Genomic DNA, 16,806 nt, shown 5'->3' with positions numbered 1-16,806 from the left:
GATGATCCGCTCACTCGTCGGCTCCGCCGTCGCCGGCCTCCTCGGCTACACGGCGACCAAGGCGATCCTGTCCTCGAAGCTGCGCACCCACGACAAGGTCGTGCGCACGAACCATGCCGGCCATGACGTCTCGCTCGTCGAAGGTCCAGCGGTGACCGCGGGACTGCTCGCCGGCAGCTTCCTCATCGAAGCACCACGTCAGCGCGCAGCAACCCTGCTGGTGACCACCGTCGCCGGAGGTCTGGGTGCTGTTGATGACTTCCTCGAATCCGGTGAATCGAAGGGACTGCGCGGTCACCTCAGCGCCCTGGCCCATGGCCAGATCACGACCGGCGGGATCAAGGTCATCGGAATCCCGCTGGCCTCGATCGCGGCTGCGACGATTCTGCGGACCGGCACAGGCACAAGCACAGGCAATCATGGGTTGTTCACCTCGAACTCAACGACGGCGGACCAGACCTGGTTCGGGTCCGCGATCGACGTCGTCGTCACCGGGGGAGTCATCGCCGGAACCGCGAACCTGTTCAATCTGCTCGATCTCCGCCCTGGACGCGCCCTCAAGGCAGGGCTGCTGACGCTGTCCTTCATGCCCCACAAGCACGGCCTGACTTGGGCGCCCAGCGCAGCCATCGCCGGGGCCAGTGCGGCGGCGTGGCCAGACGACCTCGACGGTGCGGTGATGCTCGGCGACACGGGCGCCAACGCCCTCGGCGCCGCGCTGGGCACGATCGTCGCCGAGAAGTCGACGGCCACCCAACGTTGTCTGGTGCTGGCCGGACTGGCCGGCCTCACCCTGCTGAGTGAGAAGGTCTCGTTCACCTCCATCATCGAATCCACCCCCGGACTGCGTGAGATCGACGCCTTCGGCCGCGAGGCCATGTGAGTAAGCTGGTTCGAGTCTTCGCCTCCGCGGCGCTGCTCGTCTCGGTCATCACCCTCTTCACCCGCCTCATCGGGTTCCTGAGGTGGCTGGTCTTCTCGCCGACGGTGGGTGTCGGCACCGTCGGCACCGCCTATCAGTCGGCGAACCAGATTCCCAACATCCTCTTCGAAGTCGTCGCAGGCGGCGCGCTGGCCGGAGCCGTCATTCCACTTCTGGCGATTCCCCTGGCCCGCTCGGACAAGGAGACGGCGGGACGGATCGCCTCGGCACTTCTGACCTGGGCTGTCTCAGTCACCCTGCCGTTGAGCATCATCCTCGCGGTCTTCGCCGACCCGATCGCCAACCTGCTGATCGAGGATGGGGGCGAGCAGCACAGAGCCACCGCAGTCTTCCTGTTCATGTTCGCACCTCAGCTCGTCCTCTACGGCGTCGGCGCCGTGCTCACCGGTGTCCTCCAGGCCCACCGGAAATTCCTCTGGCCGGCATTCGCGCCGCTGCTCTCGAGTCTCGTCGTCATCGGATGCTACTTCGCCTACCAGAGCGTCGGCGGCACCGACGGGACCTGGCAGTCCCACATCGGCTGGCTCGGCTGGGGCACCACCATCGGCGTCGCGGCACTGGCACTGCCGCTGGCCCTGCCGATGCGTTCGACCGGTCTCACAATCTCGCCCACCTGGACCTTCCCTCCCGGCGTCGCCCACCGTGCACTGCGATTGGCCGGAGCAGGAATGGCCGCGCTGCTCGCTCAGCAGGCGGCAGTGCTGTCGACGCTGATAATGGCGAACTACTCCGGCGGTGAGGGCACCTACGTACTTTTCGCCTATATCAACGCGGTCTACCTCCTGCCCTATGGGGTACTCGCGATCCCACTGGTCACGGTCATGTTCCCCTCCGTGTCCGGATGGGTGGGGCGGACGAAGGATCCCGATTCGAGCGCCGAGGACCGAGAAGCGGCCACCCTGCGCCTGCACCAGCTGACGTCGACGACCACGACGGTCATCGTCAGCATCGGCCTGCTGGGCACGGTGATCCTGATGACCGCTGCCGGCGCCCTGGAGACGTTCTTCACTGCCATCGATGCTGCGAGCGGACATGGGTCTGCGCCCTTCTCCTCGATGAGCCAGGCGATCATGGTCATGGCCCTCGCAGTCCCCGGCTGGTCCTTCGTCGCCTGGGGGACGCGAGTCTTCTACGCCATGGAACGCTCCCGTCACGCGGCCGTGGCCACAACGGTCGGGTGGGTCTTCGTCATCGTCGGCATGGTGCTCGCGATCCTGGTCACGAACGCCGACGGAGACGCCGGCCTGACCCTCGTGGCAATCTGCGCCGGCTATGTCCTCGGTATGAGCGTTGCCGGCTTGTTCCTGCTCGTCTCGATGCGCCGGGTCCTGGGAGCGGCTGGCCTGCGCGGCATTGTGCGCCGCAGCCTGCACTCCCTGCTGGCCGCGGCCGTCGCCTCAGTCGCCGGTGTCCTCGTGTCCGGGTGGCTGGTCGGCCCTCTCGGCACCGCAGCCGTGGGGTCGGTGATCAACGGCGTGGTCTCCGCCCTTGTCGGCGTGGTGATCTTCATCGGCATCCTCGCCATCGACCGCAGCTATTTCACCGAGGTTCGCGGACTGCTGTCGAATCGCCGAGGTGGTCCCGACCTCGCCGAACAGACCGACCCTGCCGTACAGGCGCAGCGACCGATCACTCCGAGCGAGAATGAGGATGAGAGATGAGAATCGTCTACGTGCTCGGCACATCGACCGGGGGAGTGGGCACCCATGTGCGTGCCCTGGCCCGTGACCTCGCAGCCTCCGGCCACGAGCTCGGGGTCATCGGTCCCGCGTCCACCGATGAGCACTTCGGCTTCTCCTCTCTGCCCGGAGTCCGCTTCGCCGCACTCGACATGGGAACCGGAATCGGTGCCCGTGACGGCGCTCTGATCATCCGCCTGCGAAAGCTCATCGGCACCTTCACCGCCGACATCGTCCACGCCCACGGCTTCCGGGCAGGCTTCGTCGCACTGCTGGCCGCGCGGTCCCTTCGGCATCGCCCCCGCCTCATCATCAGCCTGCACAACCGGGCCAGTGGTCAGGGGCTGAGAGCCACGGTCGAGACCAGTATCGAGACTCTGCTGGCCAAGGGCGCGGACCTGACGATCGGAGCCAGCACCGACTTGGTGGACAGGGCGCGGGAACTCGGCGCACGCGATGCCAGGTTCGTGCCCGCCGCAGCCCCGGAAGTCCAAGAGGTCCCCGCCGAGGCGGCCGTTGCCACTCGTGCGGCACTGGCCGCGGAGTTCGGATTCGGGCCAGACGCGCTCATCGTGCTCGCCGTCGGGCGTGTCGCACCGCAGAAGAACTATCCGATGCTCGTCCGGGCCCTGGGCCACCTCGGCGGGCGTCAACGACCAGAACTCGTCTTCCTCATCGCAGGAGCCGCCGACCGCGCCGTCCTCGACGAGGTGCACGGGCAGTACGAGGACCTCGCCGCCACCTCGGCGGTGCCTGCTCTGCATTTCCTGGGCCCCAGAGACGATATCGCCGAACTCAATGCGGCCGCCGATATCTATGTGCTCACCAGTGTTTGGGAGGCCCGTGCACTGGTGCTGCAGGAGGCGCTGATCTCCGGACGAGCCATCATCGCCACCAGCACGGGTGGCACGACGGAACTCGTCGGGGATGCGGGCATTCTCATCGATGACGATGACGACATGGGCCTTGCCGCAGCCATCGGCGAATTGGCCTCGGATCCCGCTCGCAGAGCCCAGCTGGCCGCCCGGGCCAAGGCCCGCGGAGCCCAACTTCCCGATGAGAGGGAAGTGGCCAAAGAACTGGTGGGCATATACACGGAACTCATGCCCTCCCAGGTAGGGTAGAAGCAGCGTCGATCTAATGAAAAGGATGAGGAAATGAGCGAATCCGGCGAGGTCCACCCACTCAGCGCAGACACGAGGATTCTGCATGTACTCGCCGAAACCACGGGTCCCGTCGTCGAAGTCGCGAAACTCGCAGTCCTCGGGCATCTGCGCGCCGGCTTCAAGGTAGCAGTCGCTGCCCACCGTTCGCTGCTGGGCACATTCGGAGTCCCCGAGGACCTGGCGGACAACTTCCGCGAGATCGAGCTGGCAGCCCGACGACGCTTCACCTTGGCAGATCCCAATACCGCATTCACTCTGCACAAGTACTACCAGCACGTGGACATCGTCCACGCCCACGGCCTGCATGCTGCGACCCTCGCCGGCCTCGCCTTCACCGGTCTCCCCGCCCGCCTGCACCCGAAGGTCGTCGCGACGATCGAGTCCTTCGACGCAGCCGGCGTGATCGAGAAGACCGGCGCGGAGATCGTCGGCCGCACCGCAACCGCGCTCCTGGGCACCACCGAACCGGTCGTCGACTACTTCGGGGGCAAGGTCCCGATCGTCGAACGCGCCGAGCTCGTCCACCCGGACATCGACGTCGACCTCACCGTCAGAACACCGCGTGCACAGGTGCGTAAGGAACTCGGCGTCGAAGAGGGCACGTGGATGGTCGCCAGCCCCATTGCCCTGCGCGACCACACCGCTCTGGCCACGGTCCTCGATGCGGCCGACCAGATCAACACGAAGCGGCCCGGCCGTTCCGTCGTCACGGTCCTCACCGGCACCGGCAAGGACCGGTCCACGATTGAGTCCGCCTTCGCCGACCGCGGCGTCATCGTCGCCCCGTCCGGTGACCTCGTCGACGTCGCAGCTGCCGCGGACGTCGTCATCGCCAGCGAGACCATGACAGGACTCAGCCATGAAGACCTCATGCAGCTGTCGAAGCCGGCGGTCTTCATCGGCAACCAGAGACGCGCCGGCATCTGGGGTGCTGCGGCCAAGGCCGTCGCAGCCGACGACACCGACGCGCTTCTGAGTGAGATCAATCATCTTCTCGACGACCCAGCGGGACGTGGATCGCAGGCTGTGGCCGCAAAGAAGCGCGTGATTGACGTGAACAACGGGGCAGCGATCTCTGCGACGCTGCTTGACCTCTACGCCGAAGTCGCCGAATCGTCGGATTCGTGAGCCCAACTTTGATAGGATCAAATCCCGTGGTGAATCGAACTGGCCCAGGCGGCACAAATACGGCAAAGCACATCTTCGTCACGGGAGGCGTTGCCTCTTCGTTGGGCAAGGGACTGACGGCTTCGAGCCTCGGCCACCTGCTCACTCAGCGCGGACTCTCGGTAGCAATGCAGAAGCTGGATCCCTACCTCAATGTGGATCCCGGAACAATGAATCCCTTCCAGCACGGCGAGGTCTTCGTCACCGAAGACGGTGCTGAGACCGACCTCGACATCGGCCATTACGAACGTTTCCTCGACGTTGATCTCGACGGCGCAGCCAACGTGACGACCGGACAGGTCTACTCCTCGGTCATCGCCAAGGAGCGTCGCGGGGCCTACCTCGGCGACACTGTTCAGGTCATCCCGCACATCACCGATGAGATCAAGTCGCGGATGCGGGCCCAGGCCGAACGTCCCATCGACGAACGTCCCGATGTCATCATCACCGAGATCGGCGGAACCGTCGGTGACATCGAATCCCAGCCGTTCCTCGAGGCCGCACGTCAGGTCCGACACGACATCGGCCGCGACAACGTGTTCTTCATCCACGTGTCCCTGGTTCCGTACCTCGGGCCCTCCGGTGAGCTGAAGACGAAGCCGACTCAGCACTCTGTGGCAGCACTGCGCTCGATCGGCATCCAGCCCGACGCGATCGTGCTGCGCTCCGACCGGGAGCTTCCGGACTCGATCCGCACGAAGATCGCCTCCTCCTGCGACGTGGAGTCCGACGCGGTCGTGTCCTGCGTGGACGCACCGAGCATCTACGACATTCCGAAGGTCCTCCACGACGGTGGCCTCGACGTCTATGTGATCCGTCGCCTCAACCTTCCCTTCCGTGATGTCGACTGGACGAAGTGGGACTGGGTTCTCGAGCGCGTCCACAACCCCGAGCACGTCGTGCGCATCGGCATCGTGGGCAAGTACATCGACCTCCCTGACGCCTATCTCTCGGTCACCGAGGCATTGCGCGCCGGTGGATTCGCCAACAACGCCAAGGTCAAGGTCGAATGGATCGCCTCCGATGACTGCGACACCGAGGAAGGCGCTCGTGAGCGTCTGTCCGGCCTGGACGCGATCTGCGTGCCCGGCGGCTTCGGCATCCGCGGCATCGACGGCAAGCTCGGCGCACTCGAATACGCCCGGACAAACGGCATTCCGACCCTGGGTCTGTGCCTGGGCCTGCAGTGCATGGTCATCGAATATGCCCGGAACGTCGCCGGCATCGACGAGGCATCCTCCTCCGAATTCGACCCCGATACGCAGGTCCCCGTCATCGCCACGATGGCCGAACAGCTCTCCATCGTCGAAGGCGAAGGCGACCTGGGCGGAACCATGCGCTTGGGCACCTACGAGGCGAAGCTCGACGAAGGCAGTGTCGTCGCCGGAGTCTACGAATCGACGCTCATCACCGAACGTCACCGTCACCGCTACGAGGTCAACAACACCTACCGTGATCAGCTGGCCACGGCAGGTCTCCGCTTCTCGGGCACCTCGCCCAGCGGTGAACTCGTGGAATTCGTCGAGCTGCCGGAATCCGAGCACCCCTACTACGTGGCGACGCAGGCTCACCCCGAGCTCAAGTCACGCCCGACCAAGCCCCATCCGCTGTTCGCAGGACTCGTGGCAGCGGCACTGAAGGCCAAGAAGTAGGCAGGGCCCCAATTGAGCGATCTGCGCGACGAGGCCTATACGCCGACCATCACCGCATCCGACGTGGTCTACCACGGAGCGGTGTGGAACATCCGGCGAGAGACCTTCGACCTGCCCGAAGCATCTGGGCTGGTGCGCGACATGATGGCTCACACGGGTGCTGTGGCCATCGCGTGCGTGGATGAGCAGGAGCGGATCCTGCTCATCCAGCAGTACCGCCATCCCGTCCGGGCCAGGCTCTGGGAAGTCCCCGCCGGTCTCCTCGATATCCCCGGCGAAGATCCCTTCGACGCTGCGAAGCGAGAACTGGCAGAAGAAGCCGATCTGCGAGCCGGGCGCTGGGAAGTCCTCACCGACTCCTGCCTGACACCAGGCGGCAGCAGCGAATCGATCCGCCTCTACCTGGCCCGGGACCTCGAGCTCATCGCAGACGAGGACCGGCACGCACGCAGCGAAGAGGAAGCGGGCTTCAGATTCTGCTGGGCCAGCCTCGACGAGGCTCTCGACGCAGTCAGCGCGGGGGAGATCACGAACTCGATCGCGCAGCTGGCGATCCTACAGGTGGATCGCATCCTGCGTGCCGAAGCCGCCGGGAAGCCGATCAGAACCCGCAGCGTCGATGCGCCCCGCCGTCTCATTGATGGCCGTGACGATGCTGCTGACCAGGGCACTGCCGGCGGCTCAGACCGACCGCGAGCCTGAGGTCTGAGCCATGGCCCGGCACGGTGCCGAACTGCTCCCGGAGCTGCCGCAGTCGCTGTCCCGCGCTTTTGAGACGTACCTGAACTCACTGCGGTTCGAGCGTGGGCTCTCGCGGAACTCCATCGATGCCTACGCCCGTGACCTGGCCAGGTACGGCACCTGGCTGAATGGGCAGGGGATCGGCCACCTCGGCGAGGTCGCACGCACCCATGTCGAGGCCTTCGCCCTCCACCTCCTCGATGAGAACCTGGCCCCACGGACCCGTGCACGAGCTCTCGTCGCGGTGCGCCGGTTCCACGGATTCACCCTCGGCGAGGGGCTGGCGGCTACGGATCCGGCATCCGAGGTCAGCCCACCACAGGAGGGCCTGCGCCTGCCCAAGGCACTGTCTCTGGACGATGTCGAAGCCATGCTGGCGACAACAGGCGGCGAGGAGCCCGCACAGATCAGAGCGGCCGCACTTCTGGAGCTGCTCTACGCAACGGGGGCACGGATCTCCGAAGCTGTCGGCGTCGACCTCGACGACGTCGATCTCGAGGCCAGCCTCGTACGCCTCTACGGCAAAGGCGGGAAGGAGCGGATCGTGCCCTTCGGCTCCCACGCCTCCACAGCACTTGGCGCCTGGGTGTCACGGACCAGGCCGAGCATGGCCGCGAAGGTCAGATCATCAGCACCGGCCGGGGCCCTGTTCCTCAACGCGCGGGGAACCCGCCTGTCGCGTCAGACCGCGTGGCAGATCGTCAAGGATGCCGGCGAACTGGCAGGGCTGGAAGTTGAAGTCTCACCGCATACGTTCCGGCACTCGTTCGCGACACACCTGCTGGAGGGCGGTGCCGATATTCGCGTCGTCCAGGAACTGCTGGGACACGCGTCAGTCACGACCACGCAGATCTACACCAAGGTGTCAGAGGAAACATTGCGGGAAGTGTACGCGACCTCGCACCCCCGGGCGCGGTAGGGTTGGAGCCAAGAGCAACGAAAGGTGGCCATCCGAGTGATGAATACGCAACAGGCGCTGGATATTCCCAAGTCGAAATCCACTGACCCTGAGCAGCAGGACTTCGACGAGCCAGCACCGCTGGACAGTCACGGGCCTGCCCGCATCATCGCGATGGTCAACCAGAAGGGCGGCGTCGGCAAGACGACCTCGTCGATCAACCTCGGCGCCTCTCTGGCCGCCTACGGACGCAAGATGCTCCTCGTCGACTTCGACCCGCAGGGCGCACTGTCCGTGGGTCTGGGCGTCAATCCCTACGACCTGGAAATCAGCATCTACAACCTGCTGATGAATTCGCGTATGGATCCGCACGAGGTCATCGTCAGCACCGACTTCGAGAACATCGACATCCTCCCGGCCAACATCGATCTCTCCGCCGCCGAAGTCCAGCTCGTGGGCGAGGTCGCCCGTGAGCAGATCCTCTCACGAGTGCTGTCGAAGGTCACCGACGAATACGATGTCATCCTCATCGACTGCCAGCCCTCCCTTGGCCTGCTGACCGTCAACGCTCTGACCGCCGCGCACGGTGTCATCATTCCGCTCGAAACCGAGTTCTTCGCCCTTCGCGGCGTCGCACTGCTGGTGGAGACCATCGAGAAGATCCAGGACCGCCTCAATCCCTCCCTCGTCGTCGACGGGATCCTGGCCACGATGTTCGACTCGCGCACCCTCCACTCGAAGGAGGTCATGTCGCGCGTGACCGAGGCCTTCGATGACAAGGTCTTCGATACGGTCATCAATCGCACCGTGAAGTTCCCGGACGCCTCGGTCGCTGCCGAACCGATCACGAGCTTCGCCCCCAAGCACGCGGGCTCCGAGGCCTACCGTCGACTCGCCAGGGAGCTCATCGCCCGCGGAGGCGCACCCTGAGCGAGACCGTCAGTGAAGGGTTCCAGGTTGAGCTGGAGAACTTCTCCGGTCCCTTCGACCTGCTCCTGGGCCTGATCTCCAAACGTCGTCTCGACGTCACAGAGATCGCCCTCGCCGAGGTGACCGATGAGTTCATCGCCTACACGACCGGTCTGAGTCAACGGGCAGGTGCCAAAGCCGGTTCCAGCCTCGCCGAGATCTCCCAGTTCCTGCTGGTGGCTGCGACTCTCCTCGACCTCAAGACGGCACGTCTGCTGCCGAACGAAGACGGCGAAGAGGAACTCGACCTCGAACTGCTCGAAGCCCGCGACCTTCTCTTCGCCCGCCTGCTGCAGTACCGGGCCTATAAGTCCGTGAGCAGATTCTTCGCCGATGCCATGGCCGCGGGATCGATCAGGGCGCCGCGCAGCGTTGGACTAGAACCCGAGTTCCAGGACGTGCTGCCGCCGCTGGAGATCCATATCGGTCCAGGTGAGCTGGCTGGACTCTATGCGACTGTGCTCCAACGCGACCACACGCCGCCGAGCGTCGCCGTCGACCACATCCACCTGCCGCTGGTCAGCGTCTCCGAGCAGCGCGGCCACATCCTCAGCCTGCTGCGCGCCGGGGACCTCGACTTCCAAAGACTCCTCGACACGGCCGATAACACGCTGGTCGTCGTGGCCCGATTCCTGGCACTGCTGGAACTGTTCAAGGTCGGCCTCTGCGACTTCGCCCAGGAGGAGCCGCTCGGACCGCTGTTCATCTCCCGCACCGAGTCCACCGACGACGGGGTGGACCTGCGCACCGAGGGGGAGTGGGACGGCGATGGGGATAGTGCCCACGATGACGAAGAGGGATCTGCATGATCGACGACGAAATTCTGGCCGGGATCGAAGCGGTCCTCATGATCAGCGACTCCGCAGTCTCGGCGAATGAGCTGGCCACTGCCCTCGGACTCGACGAGGACACGATCACGGATGCCATTGCCGAACTCAAGGCCGACTACGACGGCAGAGACGGCGGCCGGCAGCGCGGATTCGAGATCCGCCTGGTCGCCGGAGGCTTCAGGATCTTCTCCCGCGGGGACTATCACGAGATCGTCAAGGACTTCCTCACGTCTGGCCAGAGCGCGAAACTGTCCCAGGCCGCCCTCGAGACACTCGCCGTCATCGCCTACCGGCAGCCGATATCGCGCCCGCGCATCGCCGCCATCCGCGGCGTCAGCGTCGACGGTGTCATTCGCACTCTGCTCCTGCGCGGACTCATCGTCGAAGCCGGGAAGGAAGCGACCACCTCGGCGCTGCTCTACACCACCACGCACCAGTTCCTCGACGCGTTGGGGATGAACAGCATCGACGACCTGCCGGAGATCGCTCCCTACCTTCCCGAAGACGCCGACGTCGCCGAATTGGGTGCCGACAACTCCGAGGTTCTGGCCTCCGCAGACGACGAAATGGCCGATCTCGACGACGAGATGTCACGAGTTGACGATTGATTTGAGAGAATGGAGATTATGAGTCCATACCGTGATCCCCGAGCGCCAGGCGGGCGCAACAATCGTCCGACCCGAAAACAGCGATCCAGCACCTCTTCGAAGGGGTCCCAGCGTTCGCAGTCAGGCACGGGCCAGAAGTCGGATGCCCATGTCAGCGGGGGTGTGAGACTCCAGAAGATCCTCGCCGAGGCGGGCTTGGGCTCACGTCGTGCATGTGAGCAGCTGATCCTCGACGGTCGGGTCGAAGTCGATGGTGCCATGGTGACCGAGCTGGGCACCCGAATCGACCCCGAGACCCAGTCCGTGTACGTGGACACAATGAGAATTTCGACACAGACCGCGAAGGTCTACCTGGTGCTGAATAAGCCCGCAGGTGTCGTGTCGACGATGAGCGATCCTGACGGTCGTCCCTGCTTGGCCGACTACGTCAACAACCACGTCGAACGACTCTTCCATGTCGGACGCCTCGACACGGAGACAGAAGGACTCATCCTTCTGACCAATGACGGAGAGCTGAGCAACCGACTGGCTCACCCGCGCTACGAGATTCCGAAGACCTACCTTGCTCAGGTCAAGGGACAGCTGGCCAAGGACGTCAGCTCCCGTCTCAAGGCCGGCATCGACCTCGACGACGGCTTCGTCAAGGTCGATGGGTTCAAACTCGTGGACTCGACACCTGGCAAGTCGGTGGTCGAACTGACTCTGCATTCGGGTCGCAACCGGATCGTGCGGCGACTGCTCAAGGAGGTCGGCAACCCGGTCGAGCGTCTGGTGCGGATCAAGTTCGGTCCGATCACCTTGGACGAACAGAAGCAGGGCAAGATCCGCCCACTGCGCTCAGACGAGATCGGCGAGCTCTTCGAGGCCGTCGGGTTGTGAGAATCCACATCATCGGCACGGGTCTGCTGGGTGCAAGCCTCGGACTGGCGCTGAACGCACAGAAGTACCAGGTCAGCCTCGAGGACACCTCACCGACTGCTCAGCAGCTGGCCGCCGATCTGGGTGCAGGGACGATCTTCGCCGATGGCAGCAATGGCAGCAATGGGGCCGATGACGGCAATGGCGGGGATCCGCAGATCGTCGTCATCGCCACCCCACCCGATGTTGCGGCCCAGACCATCGCAACGGCTCTGGAAACGTACCCGAACGCGACGGTCACGGACGTCGCAAGCGTCAAGACCAGCCTGCTCGAATCGGTGCGTGAACTCGTCGAACCAAGCGAACTCGACCGCTACATCGGGTGCCACCCGATGGCGGGCCGGGAGAAGTCGGGAGCGATCGCTGCCCGGTCGGACCTGTTCACAGCTCGACCATGGGTGATCTGCTCGGACGAGAACACACCGCACAACCGCCTCGGCGAGGTCGTGGCCATGGCGGAGGCCACCGGCGCCTCGGTCATCCACCTCGATCCGCGCATCCACGATGCCGCGGTCGCGAAGGTCTCCCACGTGCCGCAGGTCGTCGCCTCTCTCGTCGCCTCCCAGCTCCGGCATGCGCCGCTGGAGGAAGTCGCACTGGCAGGTCAGGGACTGCGAGACGTGACGCGGATCGCCGCCTCCGACCCGCGCCTGTGGACGCAGATCCTGGCCGGAAACTCTGAGGAGGTCCGCTCCGTGCTGTTGGATCTGCGGACGGAACTCGACGAGGTCATCACCGCCTTGGAGATGGGCCCGGGCGCGACCGGTGCGCTGGCCAAGGCCATAGCCTTGGGCAACGAAGGTCACGATCGGATCCCGGGCAAGCACGGACAGGCTCCGACCAAATATGCTGTAGTCACGATCCTGATTCCCGACACCCCGGGAACCCTGGCCACACTGTTCAAGGACATCGGTGACCTGAACATCAACGTCGAGGACTTCCGGATGGACCACGCACCGGACCAGAAGCTCGGAATCGTCGATGTCTCGGTGGTACCGGCCACCCAGCAGGAACTTGAAATCGGTTTGTTGTCGAAGGGATGGCAGATTCCTGAATCCGCCATCGAGAAAGAGGGAATTGCATGAGCGTCGTCGCCATTGACGGACCAAGCGGGGTCGGCAAGTCGAGCACTGCGAAGGAAACGGCCCGCCGATTGGGTTACAGCTACCTCGACACGGGTGCCATGTACCGTGCGATGGCCTGGCTGTGCCTCAACCGGGGTGTGAGCGACCCGGTCGACGTCCTCGAACAGGTGCGCGGGGTCGATCTGGAGATTTCGACCGATCCGGATGAGTTCTTCGTCTCCGTCGACGGACTCGATGTCAGCGAGGAGATCCGTGAACCCGAGGTGTCGGAGAACGTGCAGACCGTGTCTTCCGTCGTCGATGCCCGCGAAGAGCTCATCGACATGCAGCGGACCATCATCGCCGCAGCACCCGAGGGAATCGTCGTCGAGGGGCGTGACATCACGACCGTCGTGGCTCCGGACGCCCCGGTCCGTATCCTCATGACCGCTCGTGACGAGGTGCGCGTGGCCCGCCGGGCCAAGGAGCTCCACGGAAATGCCGACGCCGAGGCTGTCGCCGCCACCCAATCCCAGGTCACAGGCCGTGACGCCAAGGACTCAGCGACAACAAGCTTCCTAGAGGCCTCCGAAGGCGTCTACACACTCGATACCAGTGACATCGATTTCGACCAGGTGGTCGAGACGGTGCTGAAACTGGTGAAGGACTCACAATGACTGAATCAGAATTCCACGAGAACCCGGACGAGCATCTCGCCGAGCGTCTCGAGAGCATCAGCGACGAGGAGGCCGAGAAGAGGGCGACTGCTCTCGAGGCCGGTCTCTCCAGCTACGACCTCGAAGACGAAGACCGGGCACTGCTCGACGCCTACGGCTTCGAGTTCGAAGACGAGGAGTCCCGCGGGGCTGATCCCGTCCTGGCCGTCGTCGGTCGCCCCAATGTGGGCAAATCGACCCTGGTCAACAGGATCCTCGGCCGCCGCGAAGCCGTGGTCGAAGACGTCCCCGGAGTCACCCGTGACCGGGTGAGCTACCGGGCGGAATGGAACACGAAGGAATTCACCCTCGTCGACACCGGCGGCTGGGACTCCGATTCCAAGGGCATGGCCTCTCGCATCGCGATCCAGTCCGAGGTCGCAGTCGACATGGCCGATGCCGTGGTCCTCGTCGTGGATGCGACGACCGGCCCGACCGCGACCGATGAACTGGTCGTGAAGATGCTGCGGAGGAAGAAGAAGCCCGTCATCCTGGCAGCGAACAAGGTCGATGACGAACGCGGCGAGCTCATGGCCGCCGAGCTCTGGGGCCTGGGCCTGGGACAGCCATGGACGGTGTCCGGACTCCACGGTCGCGGGGTCGCTGACCTCCTCGACGAAGTGCTGACCATCCTGCCCGAGGTCTCCGCCGTCGAAACCCGCATCGAAGAGGGCGGACCGCGCCGGATTGCTCTGGTGGGTCGACCGAATGTCGGAAAGTCCTCCCTGCTCAATCAGCTCATCGGCTCCGACCGTGTGCTCGTGGACAATGTCGCCGGCACCACCCGTGACCCGGTCGACGAACTCATCGAGCTCGGTGACAAGCAGTGGCGGTTCGTTGACACCGCCGGCATCCGCCGTCGAGCACATCAGGCCAGCGGTGCTGACTTCTATGCGGCGCTGCGCACCCAGACCGCTCTGGAACGCGCTGAGCTGGCCCTGGTCCTCCTCGAGGTCCAGGAACCGCTGAGTGAGCAGGACGTCCGCATCGTCACGACGGCCGCCGAGGCCGGTCGTGCCGTGGTGCTGGCGTTCAACAAGTGGGATCTGCTCGACGACGAACGTCGCTACTACCTCGAACGTGAGATCGAACGGGATCTGGCACATGTGGCCTGGGCACCGCGAGTGAACATCTCAGCGAAGACGGGACGCCACGCCGACAAGCTGGTCCCAGCGATGGAAGCGGCTCTGGAGGGGTGGGACACGCGCATCCCGACCGGACGACTCAACGCATTCCTCGGGGAACTGGTCGCAGCGAACCCCCACCCGGTGCGCGGAGGCAAGCAGCCGAGGATCCTGTTCGGAACCCAGGCACAGTCTCGCCCGCCGAAATTCGTGCTCTTCACCTCCGGCTTCCTCGATCCAGGGTATCGTCGTTTCATCATCAGGCGTCTGCGTGAGACGTTCGGGTTCAAGGGAACCCCCATCGAGGTGTCGATGCGGATCAGGGAGAAGCGGAAAGGGCGCTGAGTGAGCGATGACGGTCAGGTCCGCGAGCAGCCGCAGGGGCTGACTCGGGAGCATCGTGCTTGGCATACGAGTCAGCCTGCCAGGGTGCTGGTAGTCGCGCTGACTCTTGCCGGTCTCGCGTATGCTCTGATGTTCTTCAAGGGACTTCAGGACATCGTCGCTCCAGTGTTTCTGGCGCTGAACTTCTACATTGTCGTCTATCCTCTGCAGAAGTATCTGACCAGGCTGAAGATCCCACGGGCAATCGGTGCCTGCGTCTCGGTGATCCTCGTACTTGTGATGATCTTCGGCTTCTTCGGGCTGACGGCATGGTCCGTCGCCGAACTCGTGCTCCTCATCCCCAGCTACGGCGAACGGCTCGTGGCGACCTATCAGAGCACCTTGGCATTCCTGTCCGACATCGGTGTGACGTCCACGGTGCTCGAAGAGCAGTTCAAGCAGTTCAACGTCAGATCCCTCATCGATGCCGTCTATCCGCTGCTGACCAATGTCTCGCTTGTTGCGGGTCTGCTCACCACTGTGGTCATGGCAGTGTTCTTCGTGGCCATGGACTCCATGGGCATCGACCGGCGCATGCGGATGCTGCTGGACGTCAAACCTTCGCTGTCGGCTTCGCTGGGCGGCTTCGCCAGCGGTGTCCGACGCTATTGGATCGTGGCGACGGTCTTCGGCCTCATCGTCGCTCTCCTCGACGTCATCGCCTTGGCGATCATCGATGTGCCGCTGATCTGGGTCTGGGGTGTGCTGGCATTCCTGACGAACTACATTCCGAACATCGGTTTCGTCATCGGTCTCATTCCTCCCGCGCTGCTCGCGCTCGTCGATGGCGGGTGGCAGGCGGGCCTGTGGGTCGTCATCGCCTACAGCGTGCTCAACTTCGTCATCCAATCGATCATCCAACCGAAATTCACAGGAGAGTCGGTCGGAGTCACACCGCTGGTGTCCTTCCTGTCGCTGCTGTTCTGGGTGTGGGTGCTTGGATGGCTCGGCGCACTGCTCGCGTTGCCTGCGACACTGCTGCTGAAGGCGCTGCTCGTCGACGCGGACCCGAAGGCGAAATGGGTGAACATCCTGATCGCATCCGACCCGGGGACGGCGAATTCGTCGACGCAGGAGCCACCGGTGTCGCCTCTCGGGACGGCAGAGGAGGACTCTGGGGACGATGTCCCCGGGACGGCGGTAGAAGGCGAGACGCCTGATTCACTTGATGAACAAGCTCCCGTGTCGACCTCGGGCAAGTCACCTGTGACGCGGGCAGACGAGTCGCCGACGAACTGACCCTGAGGGGCGACGGGCGAAGAATTGTCCGAGCGATTGCGCCTGGCCCCTCGCCTCGTGCGCTGTGAATGGTTAGCATGAAGTATGGCGACACTACTGAATATTCATCCTGAGAATCCACAGAACCGAATGATCGACAAGGCCGTGCAGACTCTGCGGGACGGCGGACTGATCGCCTACCCCACAGACTCGTGCTATGCGCTGGGCTGTGCCTTGGACAACAAGGCCGGGATCGAACGGATCACCCGCATCCGACAGTTGGACTCGAAACATCACTTCACTCTGATGTGCCGCGACTTCGCGCAGTTGGGACAGTTCGTCATCGTCGACAACTCTGATTTCAGGGTCATCAAGTCGATGACCCCGGGACCCTACACGTTCATCATGAAGGCGACGAAGGAAGTCCCACGTCGTATGATGCACGCCAAGAAGCACTCGGTCGGTGCGCGGATCCCGGAGAATGTGACAGCTCTGGCGCTTGTTGAGGCAATGGGCGAACCCATTCTGTCATCGACGTTGCTGCTGCCTGGCGCAGAGGACCCGCTGACCCAGGCCGAGGATGTCGTCGATCAGATCGGCCACGATGTGGATGTGGTCATCGAGTCGGGAGTGCCGGGAACAGTTCCCACCTCCGTCATCGACTTCACCGGTCGGGAACCAGAGGTCGCACGCGTCGGGGCCGGAGACGTTTCACGCTTCGAATGAGCG

At 64.2% G+C, this 16,806-nt stretch carries 16 protein-coding genes; all 16 read left to right on the top strand.

All coding sequences use genetic code 11. The features are described from left to right. The first annotated feature begins 1 nt into the window (after window position 1). The 16 genes from HX613_RS12360 (at window position 2) to HX613_RS12285 (ending at window position 16,803) form a co-directional block, all read left to right on the top strand. Entirely contained in the window at window positions 2-883 is an 882-nt protein-coding gene (locus HX613_RS12360) for a hypothetical protein (RefSeq protein ID WP_235345609.1), read from the top strand. Then, the gene (gene murJ / locus HX613_RS12355) at window positions 880-2,604 is read left to right on the top strand and encodes a murein biosynthesis integral membrane protein MurJ (RefSeq protein ID WP_235345608.1); all 1,725 of its coding nucleotides are present in this window, start codon (window positions 880-882) and stop codon (window positions 2,602-2,604) included. The genes HX613_RS12360 and murJ overlap by 4 nt, the downstream gene beginning before the upstream one ends. Then, on the top strand, window positions 2,601-3,746 hold the full coding sequence (locus HX613_RS12350; RefSeq protein WP_235345607.1) for a glycosyltransferase family 4 protein: 1,146 nt from the start codon (window positions 2,601-2,603) through the stop codon (window positions 3,744-3,746). The genes murJ and HX613_RS12350 overlap by 4 nt, the downstream gene beginning before the upstream one ends. A 33-nt stretch (window positions 3,747-3,779) precedes the next feature. Next, complete coding sequence (locus tag HX613_RS12345; protein WP_235345606.1) at window positions 3,780-4,916, top strand: group 1 glycosyl transferase; 1,137 nt, start codon at window positions 3,780-3,782, stop codon at window positions 4,914-4,916. Window positions 4,917-4,924: 8 nt separating this feature from the next. Beyond that, complete coding sequence (locus tag HX613_RS12340) at window positions 4,925-6,607, top strand: CTP synthase (protein WP_268826220.1); 1,683 nt, start codon at window positions 4,925-4,927, stop codon at window positions 6,605-6,607. A gap of 12 nt (window positions 6,608-6,619) precedes the next feature. Further along, window positions 6,620-7,309 carry an NUDIX domain-containing protein gene (locus tag HX613_RS12335; RefSeq protein ID WP_235345604.1) on the top strand — a complete coding sequence of 230 codons (690 nt, stop codon included), beginning with the start codon at window positions 6,620-6,622 and terminating at the stop codon, window positions 7,307-7,309. A gap of 10 nt (window positions 7,310-7,319) precedes the next feature. Next, entirely contained in the window at window positions 7,320-8,267 is a 948-nt protein-coding gene (gene xerD, locus HX613_RS12330; RefSeq protein WP_235345603.1) for a site-specific tyrosine recombinase XerD, read from the top strand. Between the two features lie 39 nt (window positions 8,268-8,306). Then, complete coding sequence (locus tag HX613_RS12325) at window positions 8,307-9,176, top strand: ParA family protein (RefSeq protein ID WP_235345602.1); 870 nt, start codon at window positions 8,307-8,309, stop codon at window positions 9,174-9,176. Beyond that, window positions 9,173-10,024 carry a segregation and condensation protein A gene (locus tag HX613_RS12320; RefSeq protein WP_268826865.1) on the top strand — a complete coding sequence of 284 codons (852 nt, stop codon included), beginning with the start codon at window positions 9,173-9,175 and terminating at the stop codon, window positions 10,022-10,024. Before HX613_RS12325 ends, HX613_RS12320 begins: the two co-directional genes overlap by 4 nt. Continuing rightward, window positions 10,021-10,653 (top strand): SMC-Scp complex subunit ScpB, encoded by a 633-nt coding sequence (scpB, locus tag HX613_RS12315; protein ID WP_235345600.1) that lies wholly within the window; start codon window positions 10,021-10,023, stop codon window positions 10,651-10,653. The genes HX613_RS12320 and scpB overlap by 4 nt, the downstream gene beginning before the upstream one ends. An 18-nt stretch (window positions 10,654-10,671) precedes the next feature. Next, window positions 10,672-11,532 carry a pseudouridine synthase gene (locus HX613_RS12310; protein ID WP_232488296.1) on the top strand — a complete coding sequence of 287 codons (861 nt, stop codon included), beginning with the start codon at window positions 10,672-10,674 and terminating at the stop codon, window positions 11,530-11,532. Beyond that, window positions 11,529-12,656 carry a prephenate dehydrogenase gene (locus HX613_RS12305; protein ID WP_235345599.1) on the top strand — a complete coding sequence of 376 codons (1,128 nt, stop codon included), beginning with the start codon at window positions 11,529-11,531 and terminating at the stop codon, window positions 12,654-12,656. Before HX613_RS12310 ends, HX613_RS12305 begins: the two co-directional genes overlap by 4 nt. Continuing rightward, a complete protein-coding gene (gene cmk, locus HX613_RS12300) occupies window positions 12,653-13,312 on the top strand; it encodes a (d)CMP kinase (protein ID WP_235345598.1) in 660 nt (219 codons plus the stop codon). The genes HX613_RS12305 and cmk overlap by 4 nt, the downstream gene beginning before the upstream one ends. Beyond that, a complete protein-coding gene (gene der / locus HX613_RS12295; RefSeq protein ID WP_235345597.1) occupies window positions 13,309-14,820 on the top strand; it encodes a ribosome biogenesis GTPase Der in 1,512 nt (503 codons plus the stop codon). The genes cmk and der overlap by 4 nt, the downstream gene beginning before the upstream one ends. After that, window positions 14,821-16,098, top strand: coding sequence for an AI-2E family transporter (locus HX613_RS12290; protein WP_235345596.1), 1,278 nt, complete (start codon window positions 14,821-14,823; stop codon window positions 16,096-16,098). It begins immediately after the preceding gene. Between the two features lie 84 nt (window positions 16,099-16,182). Next, window positions 16,183-16,803, top strand: coding sequence for an L-threonylcarbamoyladenylate synthase (locus HX613_RS12285; RefSeq protein ID WP_235345595.1), 621 nt, complete (start codon window positions 16,183-16,185; stop codon window positions 16,801-16,803). Window positions 16,804-16,806 lie beyond the last annotated feature (3 nt).

This window comes from Brevibacterium sp. UCMA 11754 (assembly GCF_021532275.1).
Lineage (GTDB): Bacteria > Actinomycetota > Actinomycetes > Actinomycetales > Brevibacteriaceae > Brevibacterium.
The sequence above is the reverse complement of the archived record's forward strand: the minus strand, read 5'-3'. Positions and strand labels throughout refer to the sequence as shown.

Bases quoted from the DNA above. Each gene is read 5' to 3' on its own strand.
- HX613_RS12310 (WP_232488296.1), top strand. From the start codon at position 10,672: ATGAGTCCATACCGTGATCCCCGAGCGCCAGGCGGGCGCAACAATCGT.
- xerD (WP_235345603.1), top strand. From the start codon at position 7,320: ATGGCCCGGCACGGTGCCGAACTGCTCCCGGAGCTGCCGCAGTCGCTG.
- HX613_RS12325 (WP_235345602.1), top strand. From the start codon at position 8,307: ATGAATACGCAACAGGCGCTGGATATTCCCAAGTCGAAATCCACTGAC.
- HX613_RS12350 (WP_235345607.1), top strand. From the start codon at position 2,601: ATGAGAATCGTCTACGTGCTCGGCACATCGACCGGGGGAGTGGGCACC.
- HX613_RS12345 (WP_235345606.1), top strand. From the start codon at position 3,780: ATGAGCGAATCCGGCGAGGTCCACCCACTCAGCGCAGACACGAGGATT.
- HX613_RS12285 (WP_235345595.1), top strand. From the start codon at position 16,183: ATGGCGACACTACTGAATATTCATCCTGAGAATCCACAGAACCGAATG.
- HX613_RS12360 (WP_235345609.1), top strand. From the start codon at position 2: ATGATCCGCTCACTCGTCGGCTCCGCCGTCGCCGGCCTCCTCGGCTAC.
- scpB (WP_235345600.1), top strand. From the start codon at position 10,021: ATGATCGACGACGAAATTCTGGCCGGGATCGAAGCGGTCCTCATGATC.
- cmk (WP_235345598.1), top strand. From the start codon at position 12,653: ATGAGCGTCGTCGCCATTGACGGACCAAGCGGGGTCGGCAAGTCGAGC.
- der (WP_235345597.1), top strand. From the start codon at position 13,309: ATGACTGAATCAGAATTCCACGAGAACCCGGACGAGCATCTCGCCGAG.